Source organism: Thiomicrorhabdus sp. Milos-T2 (genome assembly GCF_000702325.1).
GTDB lineage: Bacteria > Pseudomonadota > Gammaproteobacteria > Thiomicrospirales > Thiomicrospiraceae > Thiomicrorhabdus.
Map to the genome: position 1 here is coordinate 1564408 of NZ_KL370891.1, position 15225 is coordinate 1579632.

Genomic DNA, 15225 nt, shown 5'->3' on the forward strand with positions numbered 1-15225 from the left:
ACTCTTAAACTCTGTGGTTATGACTAAACAAACCTATCTATCGATTCTAACCGAATCACAACTATCTGATTACTGCCAACAGATTCTAGCAAATTCCGCCATCACATGGATTGCGATTGACACAGAATTTGTGCGCGTTGATACTTATTTTCCAGAATTAAGCTTAGTGCAAATTCAGGATTGTTTAGGCCAAGCGGTAATTATTGACCCTATTGCCATTAAAGAAAGTGCGCAAGGTGAATCGCCGCTGCATGCTTTAGTTACATTATTAAGTCATTCCAGTGTAACAAAAGTCTTTCACTCTGCTCGCCAAGATATTGAGGTGTTATATCAATTAGAGGGTATTATGCCTACTCAAATATTTGATACTCAAATTGCCTCTATTTTCAGAAAACATGGCGATATAGCTGGGTTTGCAAGAGTCATTGAAAACGAGCTAAATACCCAACTTGAGAAAAGCCAGACTCGCACCAATTGGCATCATCGCCCTCTGACCCAAAAACAGATTGAATATGCGCTTGATGATGTACGTTTCTTAGCTCCATTATATGAAAAGTATCTGCAGACCCTAACAGCAGAGCAATTAACTGCCGTCAAACAAGATTCGGATGCCTTATTAAATGAAACGCTTTACAAGCCAAACCCAGCTAAAGCGGGTGAAAAAGTTAAAGGTACTAAAAACTTAAAAGGTAAAGGCATGGCCATTGTTAATACCTTGGCTGAATGGCGTGAACTCTATGCTATTGAGCATAACCGCCCTAAAAAATGGATCATGAGTGATGAAGTCATTGTAGGCATTGCCAAACGCCCTCCACAAACCGTTCAAGCTTTATATAAAGTCCCCAATATAAAATCGTCTTCGGTAAAATCTTACGGAGAGCAGTGGATAGCCTTAATTGACGAGGTGTTTAATTTACCCGCAGACGCCCTGCCTAAAGCTGAAGAGTCCCCTGCTAAAGAAACGCTTCAGGAAGAAATATTATTGCATTTAGCTAATGCTTTTTTACAGCAAGTGGCTTTAGAATACAAAATGACTAGTAGCCATATCATCAATAAAGTTATACTACTTGAGCAGATTCGTGAACCGCAGGTAAAAAAGTTAACTGGTTGGCGACAAGTATTGGTCGGTCAAGATTTACAAGCCCTTCTGCTAGGTCAAGCTCAACTTTATATCGAACAAGACAAAGTGGTATTGTTCAAGAAACTGTAAAATAACCCATCGTATACTTCTTCATAATTAATGCATTAATGATTTCTTACTAAGGAACACTTGTGAACACTGCACATTCGGCAAAACCTAACCAGCAAACATCAAAAATAAAACAAGCTAAAAATGTACTCTACGCTCAAGCTGGTGGAGTAACCGCTGTTATTAATGTCAGTGCTGCTGCGGTGATTGAAACCGTACAAAAACACCCTGAGACATTTGGCAAAACTTATGCGGCAGTCAATGGCATAAAAGGCGTTTTAGAAGAAGAATTCATAGATTTAACGGATATTAGCGAAGCAACAATCGCCCAGCTTAAATATCAGCCTGGAGCGGCTTTTAAAGCGTGCCGTTTTGACCTTGACCCGTTAGAGCACAACCCAGCACAATATCAACGCGTGTTAGAAGTCTTTAAAACTTACGAGATTGGTTACTTTTTTTACAATGGTGGTAATGGCTCAATGGTTACGGCTCAAAAAGTCGCTGATTATTGTTCTCAAAATGGTCACCCAATGACCTGTGTCGGTGTAGCTAAAACCATAGATAATGATCTCGACTTTTCTCACTGTAGTCCAGGTTTTGGTAGTGCAGCTAAATACTTAGCCACTAGCTTTCTAAATGCAACCCTAGATGTAATTTCTATGCATCAAACCTCCTCTAAATTTTTTGTGATTGAAGCCATGGGACGAAATACAGGTTGGCTAACCATTGCAGCAGGCCTGGCTAAAGATGTGGTTAAAGATTTACCCATTATTATTTTGCCGGCTGAACGCCCGTTTAATGAAGCTGCCTTTTTTGAAAAGCTTGATGAGTTAATTGCCTCTAAAGGTTACTGTGTATGTGCTGTTTCGGAAGGTTTAGTTAGAGAAAATGGAGATTACATTTCTATTGCTGGCATTGAGCACACACACGAACGCGATTATGTCCAGTTAGGCGGCGTTGCGGCGACTTTATCGCACATGGTTGGTAAACACCTAAACAGTAAAACTCACTACGCTATTCCAGACTACTGCCAACGTTCGGCTAGTCACATGGTTTCAAAAACAGATTGGCAGCTAGCCTATGATGCAGGTAAGGAAGCTGTTTATGCAGCCATTAGAGGTGAGCATGGTGTTTTGCCTGTTGTAAAACTAACGTCTTCAAATCCGTTTTCTTATGAGTTTAAGACTGTAGAATTAAATATTGTTGCCGATTTAGAGAAACATGTTCCAGACAATTTTTTAACAGAAGATGGTATGGATATTACCGAAGAGGCACTCGATTATTTACGCCCACTCATTCAAGGCGAACACGGCGCACCTTTTAAAAACGGATTACCAAATATATCGCCTATTCACTTTACACCCGTTGCAAAACAGCTTGCTGAATTTTGGGCTATTAAGTAGAAAACTTATAAAGCGACAAACTTAGTAATTAGCGATAAATTTTAGTTAGATTGGAAAACCTGATTTTTTAAACCATCAGCTTTAAAAGTTGGTAATAAACTCAGGCACAGCATCACTAGGAATAGGCTTAGAGTAAAAGTACCCTTGAATATTATAACAGTGGTTTTTTAACAAAAAATCACGTTGTTCTATTGTTTCTACGCCTTCAGCAATAACATCAAAACCTAAATTTTCAGCCATGGTAATGATTGTTTTAGTAATAGCTTTATCGTCCTCATCCTCTGGTAAATCTCTTATAAATGATTGGTCTATTTTTAACTTACTTACCGGTAGGCGCTTTAAATAGGCCAGTGAAGAATAACCGGTTCCAAAGTCATCAATAGCCATTCTAATCCCCAATTTATCAACCTTAACAAGCACATTTTTTGCATCATCCAAATTGGTCATAATATCGCTTTCTGTCACTTCTAAAGCAATCCATTCAGGCTTACATTTTGTTTCTGCTAAACAACCTTCAACAAACTCAATAAATCCAGGATGTTGAATCTGTTTTGCGGCTAAATTAATCCATACCGTTCCAGGGTTTATTCCTCGAGAATGCCAATGAACCACTTGCTTCATGGCCATTTTCATCACTTGTCGATCCAATTCAACAATCATTCCTGTTGACTCTGCTAAAGGAATAAACTTGTTTGGCGCAACTAAACCTAAAGAAGGATGTTGCCACCTAACTAAAGCTTCTAGCCCAGTTATTGAATGATTTTCTGCATTAATTTGAGGCTGGTAATATAAAATAAATTCATCATTTTGAATTGCTTGCCTAAGACTCGCTTGCATGGCCACATGCTCAAACGCTCTTTGTGTCATATCCTCAGTATAAAACTGAACATTATTCCTACCTTGTTCTTTGGCTTTATACATCGCAGAATCAGCACATTTTAGTAATTCATCTACTGTCTGTGCATCTTTAGGGTACATACTCACCCCAATACTACTTGAAAGGTAAAAGACTTGTCCGTCTGCTTCAATAGCTTCTTTTGAAACTTCAATAATCTTCTCCGCAAATAGAGATAAATCTTCTTCGGATTCGATTTCCTCGACTAGAATGGTAAATTCATCGCCACCTAATCTAGCTAAAGTATCTGAATCTCTAATTGAATTTTGAAGCTTCTTGGCAATTTTAGTTAATACCACATCGCCTATATCATGCCCCATGGCATCATTTATCTGTTTAAACTGATCTAGGTCGATAAACAAAAGACCAAAACTCAAATGGTGGCGTTTAGAGTATTTAATCGCATGATCTAATCTATCTTTAATTAGTAAGCGATTTGGAAGACCGGTTAAGGCATCATGATGAGCCTGGTGATGTAGTATATTTTGCTGTTCAATTAAGGTTTCTTGAATTTGTTTTCTTTCAGTAATATCTTCATAGGTTCCTAAAAGCCCAATCACCTCTCCCTCTAAATTTTTTAAAGGAACTTTAGATGTCGATAATATAATTTTTTCGCCATGCTTATTTGTTTGAGACTCTTCAAAATATAACTTAGGAACTTCACTCGTCATAACTGACATGTCATCCTTTCTATAAGCCTCTGCATCCTTTTCAGCCCAGGTTTGTTCAAAATCTGTTTTACCTATTAACTGACTACTATCGGTTATTTGGGCATCATCTAGAAATAGCTTATTGGCCCCCAAATATCGTCCCTCTAGATTCTTCCAAAAAATTCGTACCGGCATACTGTCAATGATATTTTGAAGCAAGTTAAACTGATCTTTTAACGCCATTTCTGCTTGCTTTAATTCAGATATATCCGCATCAAAAATTGCATAGCATTTTCTATTGTTATAAGTAATTCTTTGCAGCGATGCATATACGGGATAAGTGGTGCCATCCTTTCTTTTGTGCATTGAAACATTACTAATTGTATCTAACTCAGTTCCTGCTAATGCTTTAAGTTGCTTAACATGATCTTTTGTCAGTAATGGATTTAAATCGTAAACAGACAAACTCAAAATTTCTTCATTAGTATATCCAGTGCACAAACTTGCACTTTCATTTGCATAGACATAATTATCCGTATCAAGGTCAACGATATAGAGTTCTTGATGCGTTTTTTTCAAAATAGTAGCAAGTTCATCATTTTGGTTTTGTAATGCAACTCTACTGGTTACATCCATACTAGAACCAATCACCTTAACCGGTTGATGATTTTGGTCATAAACCGCTTGACCAAAAATCTCAACGGTAATATTAGGTAAGTTTTTGCGAGTAATATCGATAATGACATGTTGACGTTCACCTGTCCTTATCGCTGATTCAATTTTACTTTTAACCTTAGTCGCATCAGATTCTGTTAACCGAGAATAAAAATCATCCATATTAGGGACATGCTCTGAATCCTCTCCATAAATCTTATACATCTCTTCAGACCAGCTCACTGCACCAGATAGTAAATCTATCTCCCAGCTACCTATTTGGGCGACTTGTTGAGTTTCTTTTAAAACAGACTCTTTATGGGTTAATAATCGATTTTTGGTAATTAATTCTTGCGAGGTTTTTTGAAGTTTTAAAATCGTTTCTTCAGGTGTATCAATTTCAACGAAAATAATCAGATGAAATTCACCAATAGCAAAACGGTCTGTATGAGAAGTTACTTGAAACCATTTTTCAACGCCATCTCCACACATAATTCTGGCTGGAATACCGAGTAAATCCTGCTTATTTTCTCGTGCAATATTAAGGGCATTAAACCATTCTTGAGAAATAAATTTTTCATATGACTCATCAGGATAGGCTTTTTTGAACCAAACCCTATCCGTAGGAATATCTTCAACCTCATAACCTAAACTTTTAGTAAAAGCAGGGTTAACATAGACGATCTCATCGTATTCCTGATTTTGATCATCTATTTGCGTACGATTCAATGTGATAGGATTTGGGAAAAGACTTAATAAGTTAATTAGCGTGTCATAATCTAATTGATTTATCTTTGAATTCATCGAAATTAACCACTAACAGAAAATTTTAGTAATTGCACTTATTTACTTGAAAGCGCGTATTGAAATAAGTATACATTTTACTCATAAAAAACCAATTACTATTTGTAATGTAGTTTTTAAAATAATATTCGCTATATCGCGATAACACCTGAAAAATAAATTTGAGTAAAAAAGAGCCTTGCACGAGGTAGTTGCACGAATAAAAATGATAAAAAACCAGCTGATTTTTGTTAAAAATTGCCAATAGCTAGATATTGACTAGATTTTTTCCTAAATCAGGCAATTATTATCACATTTACTTATCACATTTACTTATCACATTTATTACCACCTTCTCTTTCGCACCTCACTTCGTGCAAGGCTCTCATAAAAAAATTAAAAAAAAAGCTCGCATATAGCGAGCTTTTTTTAGGTTAGATATTAACTAACGTTTAGTGAAAGCTTTTGAACTTAGCAATTAAGTCAGTAGGCTTTTTCTTTTTATTGTGTTTGTTTAAAACAAAAACAACTGTCTCACCTTTTGGACCAGCACCGATGTCTGTAAACATGAAAACAGGCTCGCCAATTTTACGAACGAAGTCCATGTCAGCTTTGTTGTCAAATACATAAATTCTATTATTTGCGTACATTTCACCGTAGAAATCATCGTAGCTTGCTTTACCATCCCAAAGCATAGCTGCTGGAGTGTTTGCACCTTTTTTCTTATCTGCTTTAGGTAAACCAAATACAACTGTTTCACCATTTGGACCAGCACCAATACGAGTCAATCTAAAAGAAGTCTCGCCTACTGCTTTATATCCTTTAAAAGTAGGTAGGTCGTAAAAGATATTAATACGCCCTTCATCATGAGACTCAAATAAAGTAATTGAAGTCTTTGCAACTTCTGAAGTACTCATTGCAGCAGGCTTAGATTCAGCCTGCTTAGTTTCTGTTGCATTACAAGCCGTTAGGGCCATTGAAGCAGTTAAAGTCGTTGCTGCAAATATAGAGAATAAACGCATAATACCTTCCTAAATATAATTCTAATAAATGTTATTTGCTTAGATAATTTGTAGATATCACTTGAAAAGTAAATTAACAAGCTAATCACCAATAAAACCTAAGCAAACTCAAAACTTGTGATTATTCTAAAAAAGCTTTTTAAAACTTAAGTAACAAATAGATGACAGTTTTATGACTTACCAGGCCTGGTAGGTTTATAAAGAAACATATTATGGGTAATTTATTATCAACACCTATCAAAAAATTGCCTACATGAGAGCTTTACTGCTAAAAGTCTATTAAATACGCTAAAATACAATGAGATATTCGCACGAGTGGGTACGAAAGAAAAATGTGGTAAAAACTATCTGATTTAGGTAAAAAATGCAGCTTATAGCTACTAATAACTAGTAATAGCTCATAATATCTAGCTATTGGTAAGTTATCGCCCAACGTAAGTGCCTTTGGAGTACACCAACAATCGGGCGGTTTTTTTACCCTCAAGGGGCACCTAGAACCATTTTTATTCGTGCAACAACCGTCTCGTGCAATAATCTATCATAAACAACCAATTATCTACCCATTATCGATACAAAGGACAATTCATGCTTGTTACTCACTCTGGCCGTTTTCATGCCGACGAAGTTTTTGCCATATCAATGGTGCTTATGGTTGAAGATCGAGAGATTACTCGCACTAGAGACGAGGAAATTATTAAACAAGCCGATATCGTTTTAGATGTAGGCGCTGAATACAATCCAGAAACCTTACGCTTTGATCATCATCAAAATAGTTTTACTGAAGAGCGTACAAACGGTATTCCTTATGCCACTGCAGGTTTAATTTGGCGCCACTATGCTAAACGCATCTTTAATCTAAAAGGTTTAAAAGGTGATTATGAAGTCAACTTTGCAACACAGTGGGTAGATGACAAACTGATTGCAGATATTGATGCTGTTGATAACGGTCTATATCAAGAAGACCCTCGCCCTTCTGTGTCACTTTTAATTGCAATGATGAATGAAAGTTCTGATGAACCTGAAAAACAAGAAATCGCCTTTAATAAAGCCTTAGAATTTACCCATGACACTTTGGAGAACTTCATTAATGCCGCTATCAAAGAAGCTGAAGTGTTGGTTGAATTAGAAGAATATGCAAAGACGGTTGAAAATGGAATTTTAGTACTGGATAAAAACCTGCCTTTTAAAGACTTTATTCGCTCTCACCCTGAAATTAAGAGAGTCGTTTATCCAAGAAATGAAGAACAATTTGGTGTTTACTGCAATAGCCAAATAAATCATCTGCCAGAACGTTTTAGAGGCTTAAGAGATTCAGAGCTGAATGAAGTAAGTGGATTAAAAGATACTATCTTTTGCCACAAATCTGGATTTATGGCGGTAACTCTAAGTTTAGAAAGTGCTCTATTTTTAGCCAATAGCAACTAATTACTAGAGACTCGTCAATTATCAAGAAATTGAACACTCACAAAATAAAACTACCAGATACCGTGTTTGATTTTCATAGTCAAGCACCAATCTTATATTCTGGATCAAAGGGTTTACCACTCTTCAGAATAGCATAAACCAGATGAATTAATTTGCGCATTACCGCGGCAACTATCTTCTTACCTGCAACCCCTCTTTTTCTCAGATTGTCTGCAAAGGATTTTAAGACAGGGTTGTATGCAATACTATTTACCGCAGGCATGTAGAGACACTTCCTTAAATTTGCATTGCCCATTTTTGAAAGCGATGAGCGATTTAAACTACTACCCGATTGCTGTATTTGTGGAACAAGACCAGAGTAACAGGCTAAGGCCTTTGCATTATCAAAACGATAAATGTCTTTGATATGAGTGATGAGTTCAATCGCTGTTTTTTCACCCAGTCCTTTAATGGACTTTAATAATGCCATCTGCTTAGCCAATTCAACATCCTGTTGAACGCAGCCTTTCATTTGGGATTGAATCTTTTCAATCTGCTTTTCTAACTGTTTAATCTGAGCTATTTGAATTTTCTGTACTTCAATTTCTGTCGAACTTTGCATTTGGTTTTTAATGCGGGTTTTTGTTTGAATTAACAAGGATTGAAGTGCTGAGAACTCTTGTAGCTTAGCGATAATCGGACTGTCAGGCTGCCAAGGTTTGAGTTTGTGTACTTCACAAAAATCTGCGATGAGCTTAGCATCTTCACTGTCGGTTTTAACACGCTTTAGTTTGGATTGTGCATGATGTTTGATTTTAAATGGGTTGATCACATACACAGGGTATTCTTGTTCGTAAAGATGCAATGCGAGGCCTAAATAGTATTTCCCGGTGGCTTCCATCGCGATGTGTGGAGAATCAAAAAGGCTCATCCATTTGATAAACTTTTTAAACCCCGCTGGGGTGTTATTAAAAGTGACACTTTGCTTTTGAGTTGAAACCGCTACGTCAAAGGTGTCTTTGCTGATGTCTATGCCGATGTATATTTTCATGTTCGAAATACCTATTTTATGCTAGGATTTAATTTCGTTTAGTAAGTTCACACTATGGCTATACTAACCTTATGAATACAGGCTAGGAGTCTTGTCCTGCCTAAGATACCGTTCAGTTTATAGTGTGTGGGGATAAAGGTCTTAATCTGATAACCTGGATCACTCTGGGTGTCATTGGCCTGGTAGCAAGATCTCTTTATCCCTTTACTAAGCGTCCTTAATAAATTCTCCACTTCTGGAGAACACTTTCAACATATAAGGCCTGGTAGTTTTAATGTTTTCTCGTAATTAAATAACCACCCAGTAATATCGGTAAAACCCCTATCACTTGCGACCAACTCGGCACTTCTTGCAGAACGATGTAGGCTAGTCCCATCGTCATCAATGGCGCAAACGCATAAAGAGCGTTAACTTTAGTGATTGGTAATAGGTGAATTGCTTCTACCCATAATATTTTTGCTACAAAAAAAACTAAAAAACCCGTCAACAGTAACCAAGGCCATTGCAACTGAATTTGCTGCCAAGTTGGTGAATCTTCAAATAAGTAGGCCAGAAGAAATAAAAATGGTAAAGCGATGACAGAACGTACAAGAAGAATAGTCTCTGCTGAAACCTGAGCACGAGACTTTTTTTGGTAAGCGTTAGCAATTGGAGCAATCATTGCCGCAAGCAAAACTAATAAGTCACCGATATTAACCTGCCAAGTACCACGAAATAAAACCAATAATGCACCCACCGTCATTAATACCGCACCAACCGAATGTTGACGATTTAAAGACTCACCCTGATTTTTACCTAAGAATAGATAACTGAATAGAATTTGCAAAAACAGAATAATGGCAACATTAGTTGCCGAAGTATATTGTAAACCAATAAAGGTAAGCGCAAATAGTGAGGTAATGTATAGACTGGTTAAAGCAAGGTTTTTATAAGCTGAACGTTGCCGAATTTCATACTGTTTACCTCTTACCAACCAATATACGAATAAAAAGAATACAGCAATTGATAAGCTATAAAAATAAGCATGTAACCCTCCTAGCGCCGCAACACTAAAAAATGCAAAAATCGGAAACCATGCTTCAATTAACGTCAAACTTAAAGCGTAGAATTCTCCTCTTTTATCATTGTTAGAGGTCATTGGTAGTGAGCTTTTCTAAATTCATGCTTTACTTTGTAAAATATTGTTATGTATTTCAATAAAATGATTAAACGAATCAACAATATTATACTGTTCAATATGCTGTCGACTATTACTTGACCATTCTTGACGTAATTCATCATCGGTTAAAACACTAGAAAGAATATCAATCCAGGCGTTATGGTCATTGGCTTTAATGATTTTTCCAGTTTCATCTTCTATAACCAAAGTTTGTGGCCCACCAATATCAGAAACCAGACATCCTAACCCACTAGCCTGAGCCTCCATCACCACCTGCCCTAAAGTATCTGTGATAGAAGGAAAAACAAACAGATCAGACGAAGCATAAACTTGCGATAAATTATCCCCTTCTACCGGACCAAGAAAATAAGCATGATGAGGCCTTAGCTTATCAGCCCACTTACGATAACGCCCCTCTCCAACCATGACTAAATCTGCCTTGATGTCAGGATTCAAATCACAAAAGCGTTGCCATAACTCCACCAAAAAAGGAATATTCTTTTCAACATTGATACGGCCAACATATAAAACCTTTAAACGTTGGTTAGAAAGACCGTAGTGATGCCATATATCGGGATTATTATGACGAGGATTAAACGTTTGTAAGTTAGTGCCCGGAAACAGTCGTGACGCTCGATCATAGTCAACTTCTATATCACTCGCCATCACTTCCAAATAATTCTCTGAACGTGAGAATATATGAATAAATGGTTTATAAAACTTAGCCATAACAGCATCCGTTTTATGCTTTACCCATTGCCAACCACTTAAATCATATAAGTATGCCGGAAAATCCGTATGGTAAGTTCCAATCAAAGGATAGTGATGTTCCAAAGCAGCATTCTTAGCTAACCACCCAAAAGGACCAGGGGTAGAAATATGAACGACATCAGGCTGAATTTCATTTAATGCGTTAACGATTGATTTCTTATTAGGCCAAACCAAGTCAAGTTCTTGATAAAACGGCATAGGCATTCTAAAACGGTAGGATAAATTATGAATATAGTTCTTATCAGGTAACGATTTACTTGTAGAAGTAATAATATGTAACTCAACATCACTAATAGCTGCCAACTCACCCATATCTTGAATAAAACGTGACACACCATTTAAATCCCCTAATGTATCGGTAAATAAGGCTATTTTCATTGCTAATACTCACTAAAATTATGATTTATATTAGCTTAAATAGTGAAAAGAATAACCAAGTGATAACTACATGAAACGTTTATGACAAACGATGAAAATTCTATTTAAATGGGGATAGCCTTAAAATAAAATAGCATAAAGTGATAATGACTTTGTGCATTACCTTACTAACAATAAGATAAACGAGAATGCTCAACAAAAAAGCCATCCCATTTATTTCAGGTATAAAAAAACCAGACATCTCATAAGAGAATATCTGGTTTTAGAATGTGGTAGCGGGGACTGAATTTAGTCACTTCTTGACAGTAATCATAAATCAAAAATAAATCTTATATTTCAGTAAGTTAAAAAAACACAGACATCATTAGATTATTCCAGTTTCTAGATAATGCCGTCTATTTTGAGTCACCTTTTATATTAAATGCATTTTTTCATCTCTATTTAGGTGGCCAAAATTACTGCACCACTACAAACAATTATTTTGTGTAAATATATATAGAATATTCAGTTGATTGAAAACATTGACTGATAATCTAAACTCAAGACTGAAATAAGGTGAATAGTTATTAAAACTACTTTGATTTACCAATGAGAATACCAATTCTCATCAATAGAGTTTTCTGTTTGAACCATATACTAAAACAGTGTTTACTATTGATTTAAAATACCTTCAACCTCTCTAAATTCACTAAGCGCCGCTTCTAGCTGCTCTACAATCTCAGCAGCTAGGATTTCTGGTGCAGGAAGGTTTTCTGAGTCTTCCAGTGATTTATCTTTTAACCAAAAAATATCCAGATTGGTTTTATCTCGAGCAATTAACTCAGAGTAGTCATAACTTCTCCACCGTCCATCTGGATTCTCTTCACTCCACGTTGCATGACGTTGAGATAAGTTATCGGCCTGGTAAAGTTCAATAAATTCAGAAAAGTCAGCTTTACTTAAACGGTTTTGTTTCAGCGTTTTATGGACATTGGTTCGGTAGTCATAAACCCAAAGCTTTTGTGTCCATGGCTCTTTGCTAGCCGGTTTGGCATCAAAAAAGACCACATTCGCTTTCACTCCATTAGCGTAAAAAATCCCAGTCGGTAAACGCAACAACGTATGCACATTGGTTCGTTCTAACAGATTTTTACGAATGGTCTCACCTGCACCACCTTCAAATAGTACATTGTCAGGCAAAACCACGGCGGCTTTACCATTCACTTTAAGCATATTAGCAATATGCTGCACAAAGTTAAGCTGTTTGTTAGAAGTCGTAGCCCAAAAATCTTCGCGTTCATAAGTCAGCTTTTCCGATTCCGCTTTACCTGACTTTTCACTAATTACCGTAATCGAACTCTTTTTACCAAAAGGCGGATTAGCCAAAACCATATCAACCTTTTCGTTTACTTCTTTGGCTAAGGCATCTTGATTCACTATTGGGCATTCTGTTCCACCAATCCCATGTAAATACAAGTTCATGGCACACAAACGCACCACTGAATCCACAATATCATTACCCCGTAAAGCTTCATTTTTAAGATGCTTAGCTTCGGCTTTAGAGGTAACTTGTTTTGCCATGTAATCATGCGCTGCCAACAAAAAACCACCTGTACCTGTAGCAGGATCTGCCACCACATCAGTTGGTTTAGGCTGCATAACGTCAACCATCGCCTCAATCAATGAACGAGGGGTAAAATATTGACCAGCTCCTCCCTTTACATCTTGTGCATTTCGTTCCAATAAACCTTCATAGATTTCGCCTTTTACATCAACGGGTAACGTTGCCCAAGACTCTTTATCAATCATTTTGATTAAGCGTTCTAACTTAGCAGGGTCTTGAATCTTGTTTTGCGCTTTCCGGAAAATGGTTCCAAGCATTCCACCTATTTTCCCTAAATGCTCTAAAGTATGACGATACTGCATTTCTAAATCATCACCATCCGTTTTCACCAAATGCGACCACTGATATTCATCTGGCACCCCCACATCATTCAATCCTTCAGCCGAACGTTCGTCTGCCATTTTTAGAAAGATGAGATAGGTGATCTGCTCAACATAGTCGCCATAACCTACGCCGTCATCTCGTAAAACTTGTGCGTAGTTCCAAACCTTATTGACAATCTCTCGGCTCATCGCCAAATTCTGCATATCTGATGCACTGGTGTTAGACATAATTTTCCTTAACTGGTTTTATTCGTTTCAATGGACTCGATAAAACGTAGTCCTAATTGTGATTTTTGTTTTAAGCCATTCAAAATAGGTTCAGAGATTTCTATTGGAAAACCTGCTGGAAAATTTGTTTTTATGGTTTCTAAAACTGAATCCGTTTTTTCCATCATTTGTTTAAAATGATCAAAGGCTAAGGTTTCTGAATAACCTAGTGCCTTAGCGGTCGAAACAAAATGCCTTGGCACAATACTATCCCATTTAAAGTGCTTAGTTTTACCCTGTAGTGCCATGGCCATTTTTACTTTCTGTTTTTGCAACCCTGTCCCACCCATAAATGGATAGGCTGATAAAATGTCGTATAAAGGCGTTAAACGATAAGCATTGTTGGCTTCAATAAACAAACTAAAATTTTTGCCATGTCCATCAGGTGCCGCCAAAAGCCAAAATAAAATTTGTGCTTTAAAAAAAACAGCTCTGTCTTCTTGTGCTTTTTGCGAGCCTCGCAAAATATCCATAATCGCTTTAATACCAGGCCCACCATCCGCCTCGTATTTTAACGCTGGGGCAATCCCTAAAGCTTGGCACATATCCTCTTGTGGTAAACGAATCAATTTGTCGGCACTAAGCCATTTTCGGTCAAAGCGTTCAACGGCCAACACCTTTTCACCGTCAAAAGAGAGAACTTCTGCATTTGCCACAGGTAGACCAAAAGCTCTGGCAATCTCCATACACAACCATTCGTTCTCACAGCTCTGAGATAAATCTAAATTATTGTGCGTTAATACACCAATCGGTAATTTCAAGATATGGCTGGTGGGTGTTGCACCTTTAGGTAAACACCACTGATCCCCCACTTTAAGTAAGGCCGTTTTTTCTTGAGCACCCGCAATCGAAATCCTAAAATCATCATCAGAATCTTGCATACCCAAAGGCACGGTCGCATAGCCCTTTAATAAATGAGCTATCTCAGTTTCAGTTAATAATTTAGCCTTAATGACTTGCAGCGGCTTTTCTATGTCAGATGATAACTGTATCGCCCCCACGCAATCTTTACCCACTGCAGCCAAGAGATCAAAAGGTTGAATGGTTGCCGTATGAAAGCGTGCCTGCATCTTAGCCCTAATTGCTTCGTTATCAGGCAATAAGTTATCTAAAAAGTTAAACAGAACGTCGCCTTCATAGACTTTTTTAGATAAGGGTAAAGACAAAGATAAACTTCGAGAAAAGGCAGAGCTTAACCATTCATCGGCGTACTGAAACTGCAAAGCCCCACTTTTCTTTTTAAATAACTCACCAACCAGTAAGCCATTCATAGAAATCCATAATTGATTAGAAGCCATACTGTTTACCAATCAAGTTCACTGACTGAATTGCCTTGCCCTTTTGGACTCACCTCTAACTCCAAGTCCAAAGCAGATAAGAGCTTAAACAAAGTTTCTAGCTTAGCATTTGCAGGGTTAGCCTCAAAACTAGAAACCGTGGCCTGTCGCATACTTGCTAAATCAGCCACCTTATTTTGAGAATAGTCCTTTTTTAATCGTTGATTTTGAATCAAAACCGATAATTCTTTTAAAGAGTTTACACGCATTATACTTATCCTTTTATACGCCATACCGTATAAAAACAAAATTATACGCTTTACCGTATAAAATGCAAATTATACGCTTAAGCGTATTACAGACACTAAGATACAATAATCTGTTCAAAATAACGTC

At 37.1% G+C, this 15225-nt stretch carries 11 protein-coding genes; 3 read left to right on the top strand and 8 right to left on the bottom strand.

Going from position 1 to position 15225, the window contains the following annotated elements; all coding sequences use genetic code 11:
* Positions 1-19: 19 nt before the first annotated feature.
* Complete coding sequence (locus BS34_RS12965; protein WP_158660987.1) at positions 20-1210, top strand: ribonuclease D; 1191 nt, start codon at positions 20-22, stop codon at positions 1208-1210.
* 62 nt (positions 1211-1272) lie between these two features.
* Entirely contained in the window at positions 1273-2592 is a 1320-nt protein-coding gene (locus tag BS34_RS0107150; protein ID WP_233993165.1) for a 6-phosphofructokinase, read from the top strand.
* 81 nt (positions 2593-2673) lie between these two features.
* On the opposite strand, the gene BS34_RS12845 is transcribed toward BS34_RS0107150, so the two are convergent.
* Both BS34_RS12845 and BS34_RS0107160 read right to left on the bottom strand, forming a co-directional pair.
* On the bottom strand, positions 2674-5595 hold the full coding sequence (locus BS34_RS12845; RefSeq protein WP_084151586.1) for an EAL domain-containing protein: 2922 nt from the start codon (positions 5593-5595) through the stop codon (positions 2674-2676).
* 431 nt (positions 5596-6026) lie between these two features.
* Complete coding sequence (locus tag BS34_RS0107160; protein ID WP_029407851.1) at positions 6027-6596, bottom strand: hypothetical protein; 570 nt, start codon at positions 6594-6596, stop codon at positions 6027-6029.
* Between the two features lie 585 nt (positions 6597-7181).
* Here BS34_RS0107160 and BS34_RS0107165 point away from each other — a divergent pair.
* Positions 7182-8021, top strand: a complete 840-nt coding sequence (locus BS34_RS0107165) for an MYG1 family protein (RefSeq protein WP_029407852.1) — start codon at positions 7182-7184, stop codon at positions 8019-8021.
* A gap of 79 nt (positions 8022-8100) precedes the next feature.
* On the opposite strand, the gene BS34_RS0107170 is transcribed toward BS34_RS0107165, so the two are convergent.
* The 6 genes from BS34_RS0107170 to BS34_RS0107195 all read right to left on the bottom strand — a co-directional run bounded on the left by BS34_RS0107170 (position 8101) and on the right by BS34_RS0107195 (position 15098).
* Positions 8101-9051 (bottom strand): IS110 family RNA-guided transposase, encoded by a 951-nt coding sequence (locus BS34_RS0107170; RefSeq protein WP_029407270.1) that lies wholly within the window; start codon positions 9049-9051, stop codon positions 8101-8103.
* A gap of 271 nt (positions 9052-9322) precedes the next feature.
* Complete coding sequence (locus BS34_RS0107175) at positions 9323-10189, bottom strand: DMT family transporter (protein ID WP_029407853.1); 867 nt, start codon at positions 10187-10189, stop codon at positions 9323-9325.
* Positions 10190-10210: 21 nt separating this feature from the next.
* On the bottom strand, positions 10211-11359 hold the full coding sequence (locus tag BS34_RS0107180; protein WP_051640736.1) for a glycosyltransferase family 4 protein: 1149 nt from the start codon (positions 11357-11359) through the stop codon (positions 10211-10213).
* Between the two features lie 651 nt (positions 11360-12010).
* Positions 12011-13513 (bottom strand): type I restriction-modification system subunit M, encoded by a 1503-nt coding sequence (locus BS34_RS0107185; RefSeq protein WP_084151587.1) that lies wholly within the window; start codon positions 13511-13513, stop codon positions 12011-12013.
* Positions 13514-13521: 8 nt separating this feature from the next.
* The gene (locus BS34_RS0107190; RefSeq protein ID WP_038126311.1) at positions 13522-14850 is read right to left on the bottom strand and encodes a type II toxin-antitoxin system HipA family toxin; all 1329 of its coding nucleotides are present in this window, start codon (positions 14848-14850) and stop codon (positions 13522-13524) included.
* Between the two features lie 5 nt (positions 14851-14855).
* Positions 14856-15098 carry a helix-turn-helix domain-containing protein gene (locus tag BS34_RS0107195; protein ID WP_029407857.1) on the bottom strand — a complete coding sequence of 81 codons (243 nt, stop codon included), beginning with the start codon at positions 15096-15098 and terminating at the stop codon, positions 14856-14858.
* Between the last annotated feature and the right edge of the window lie 127 nt (positions 15099-15225).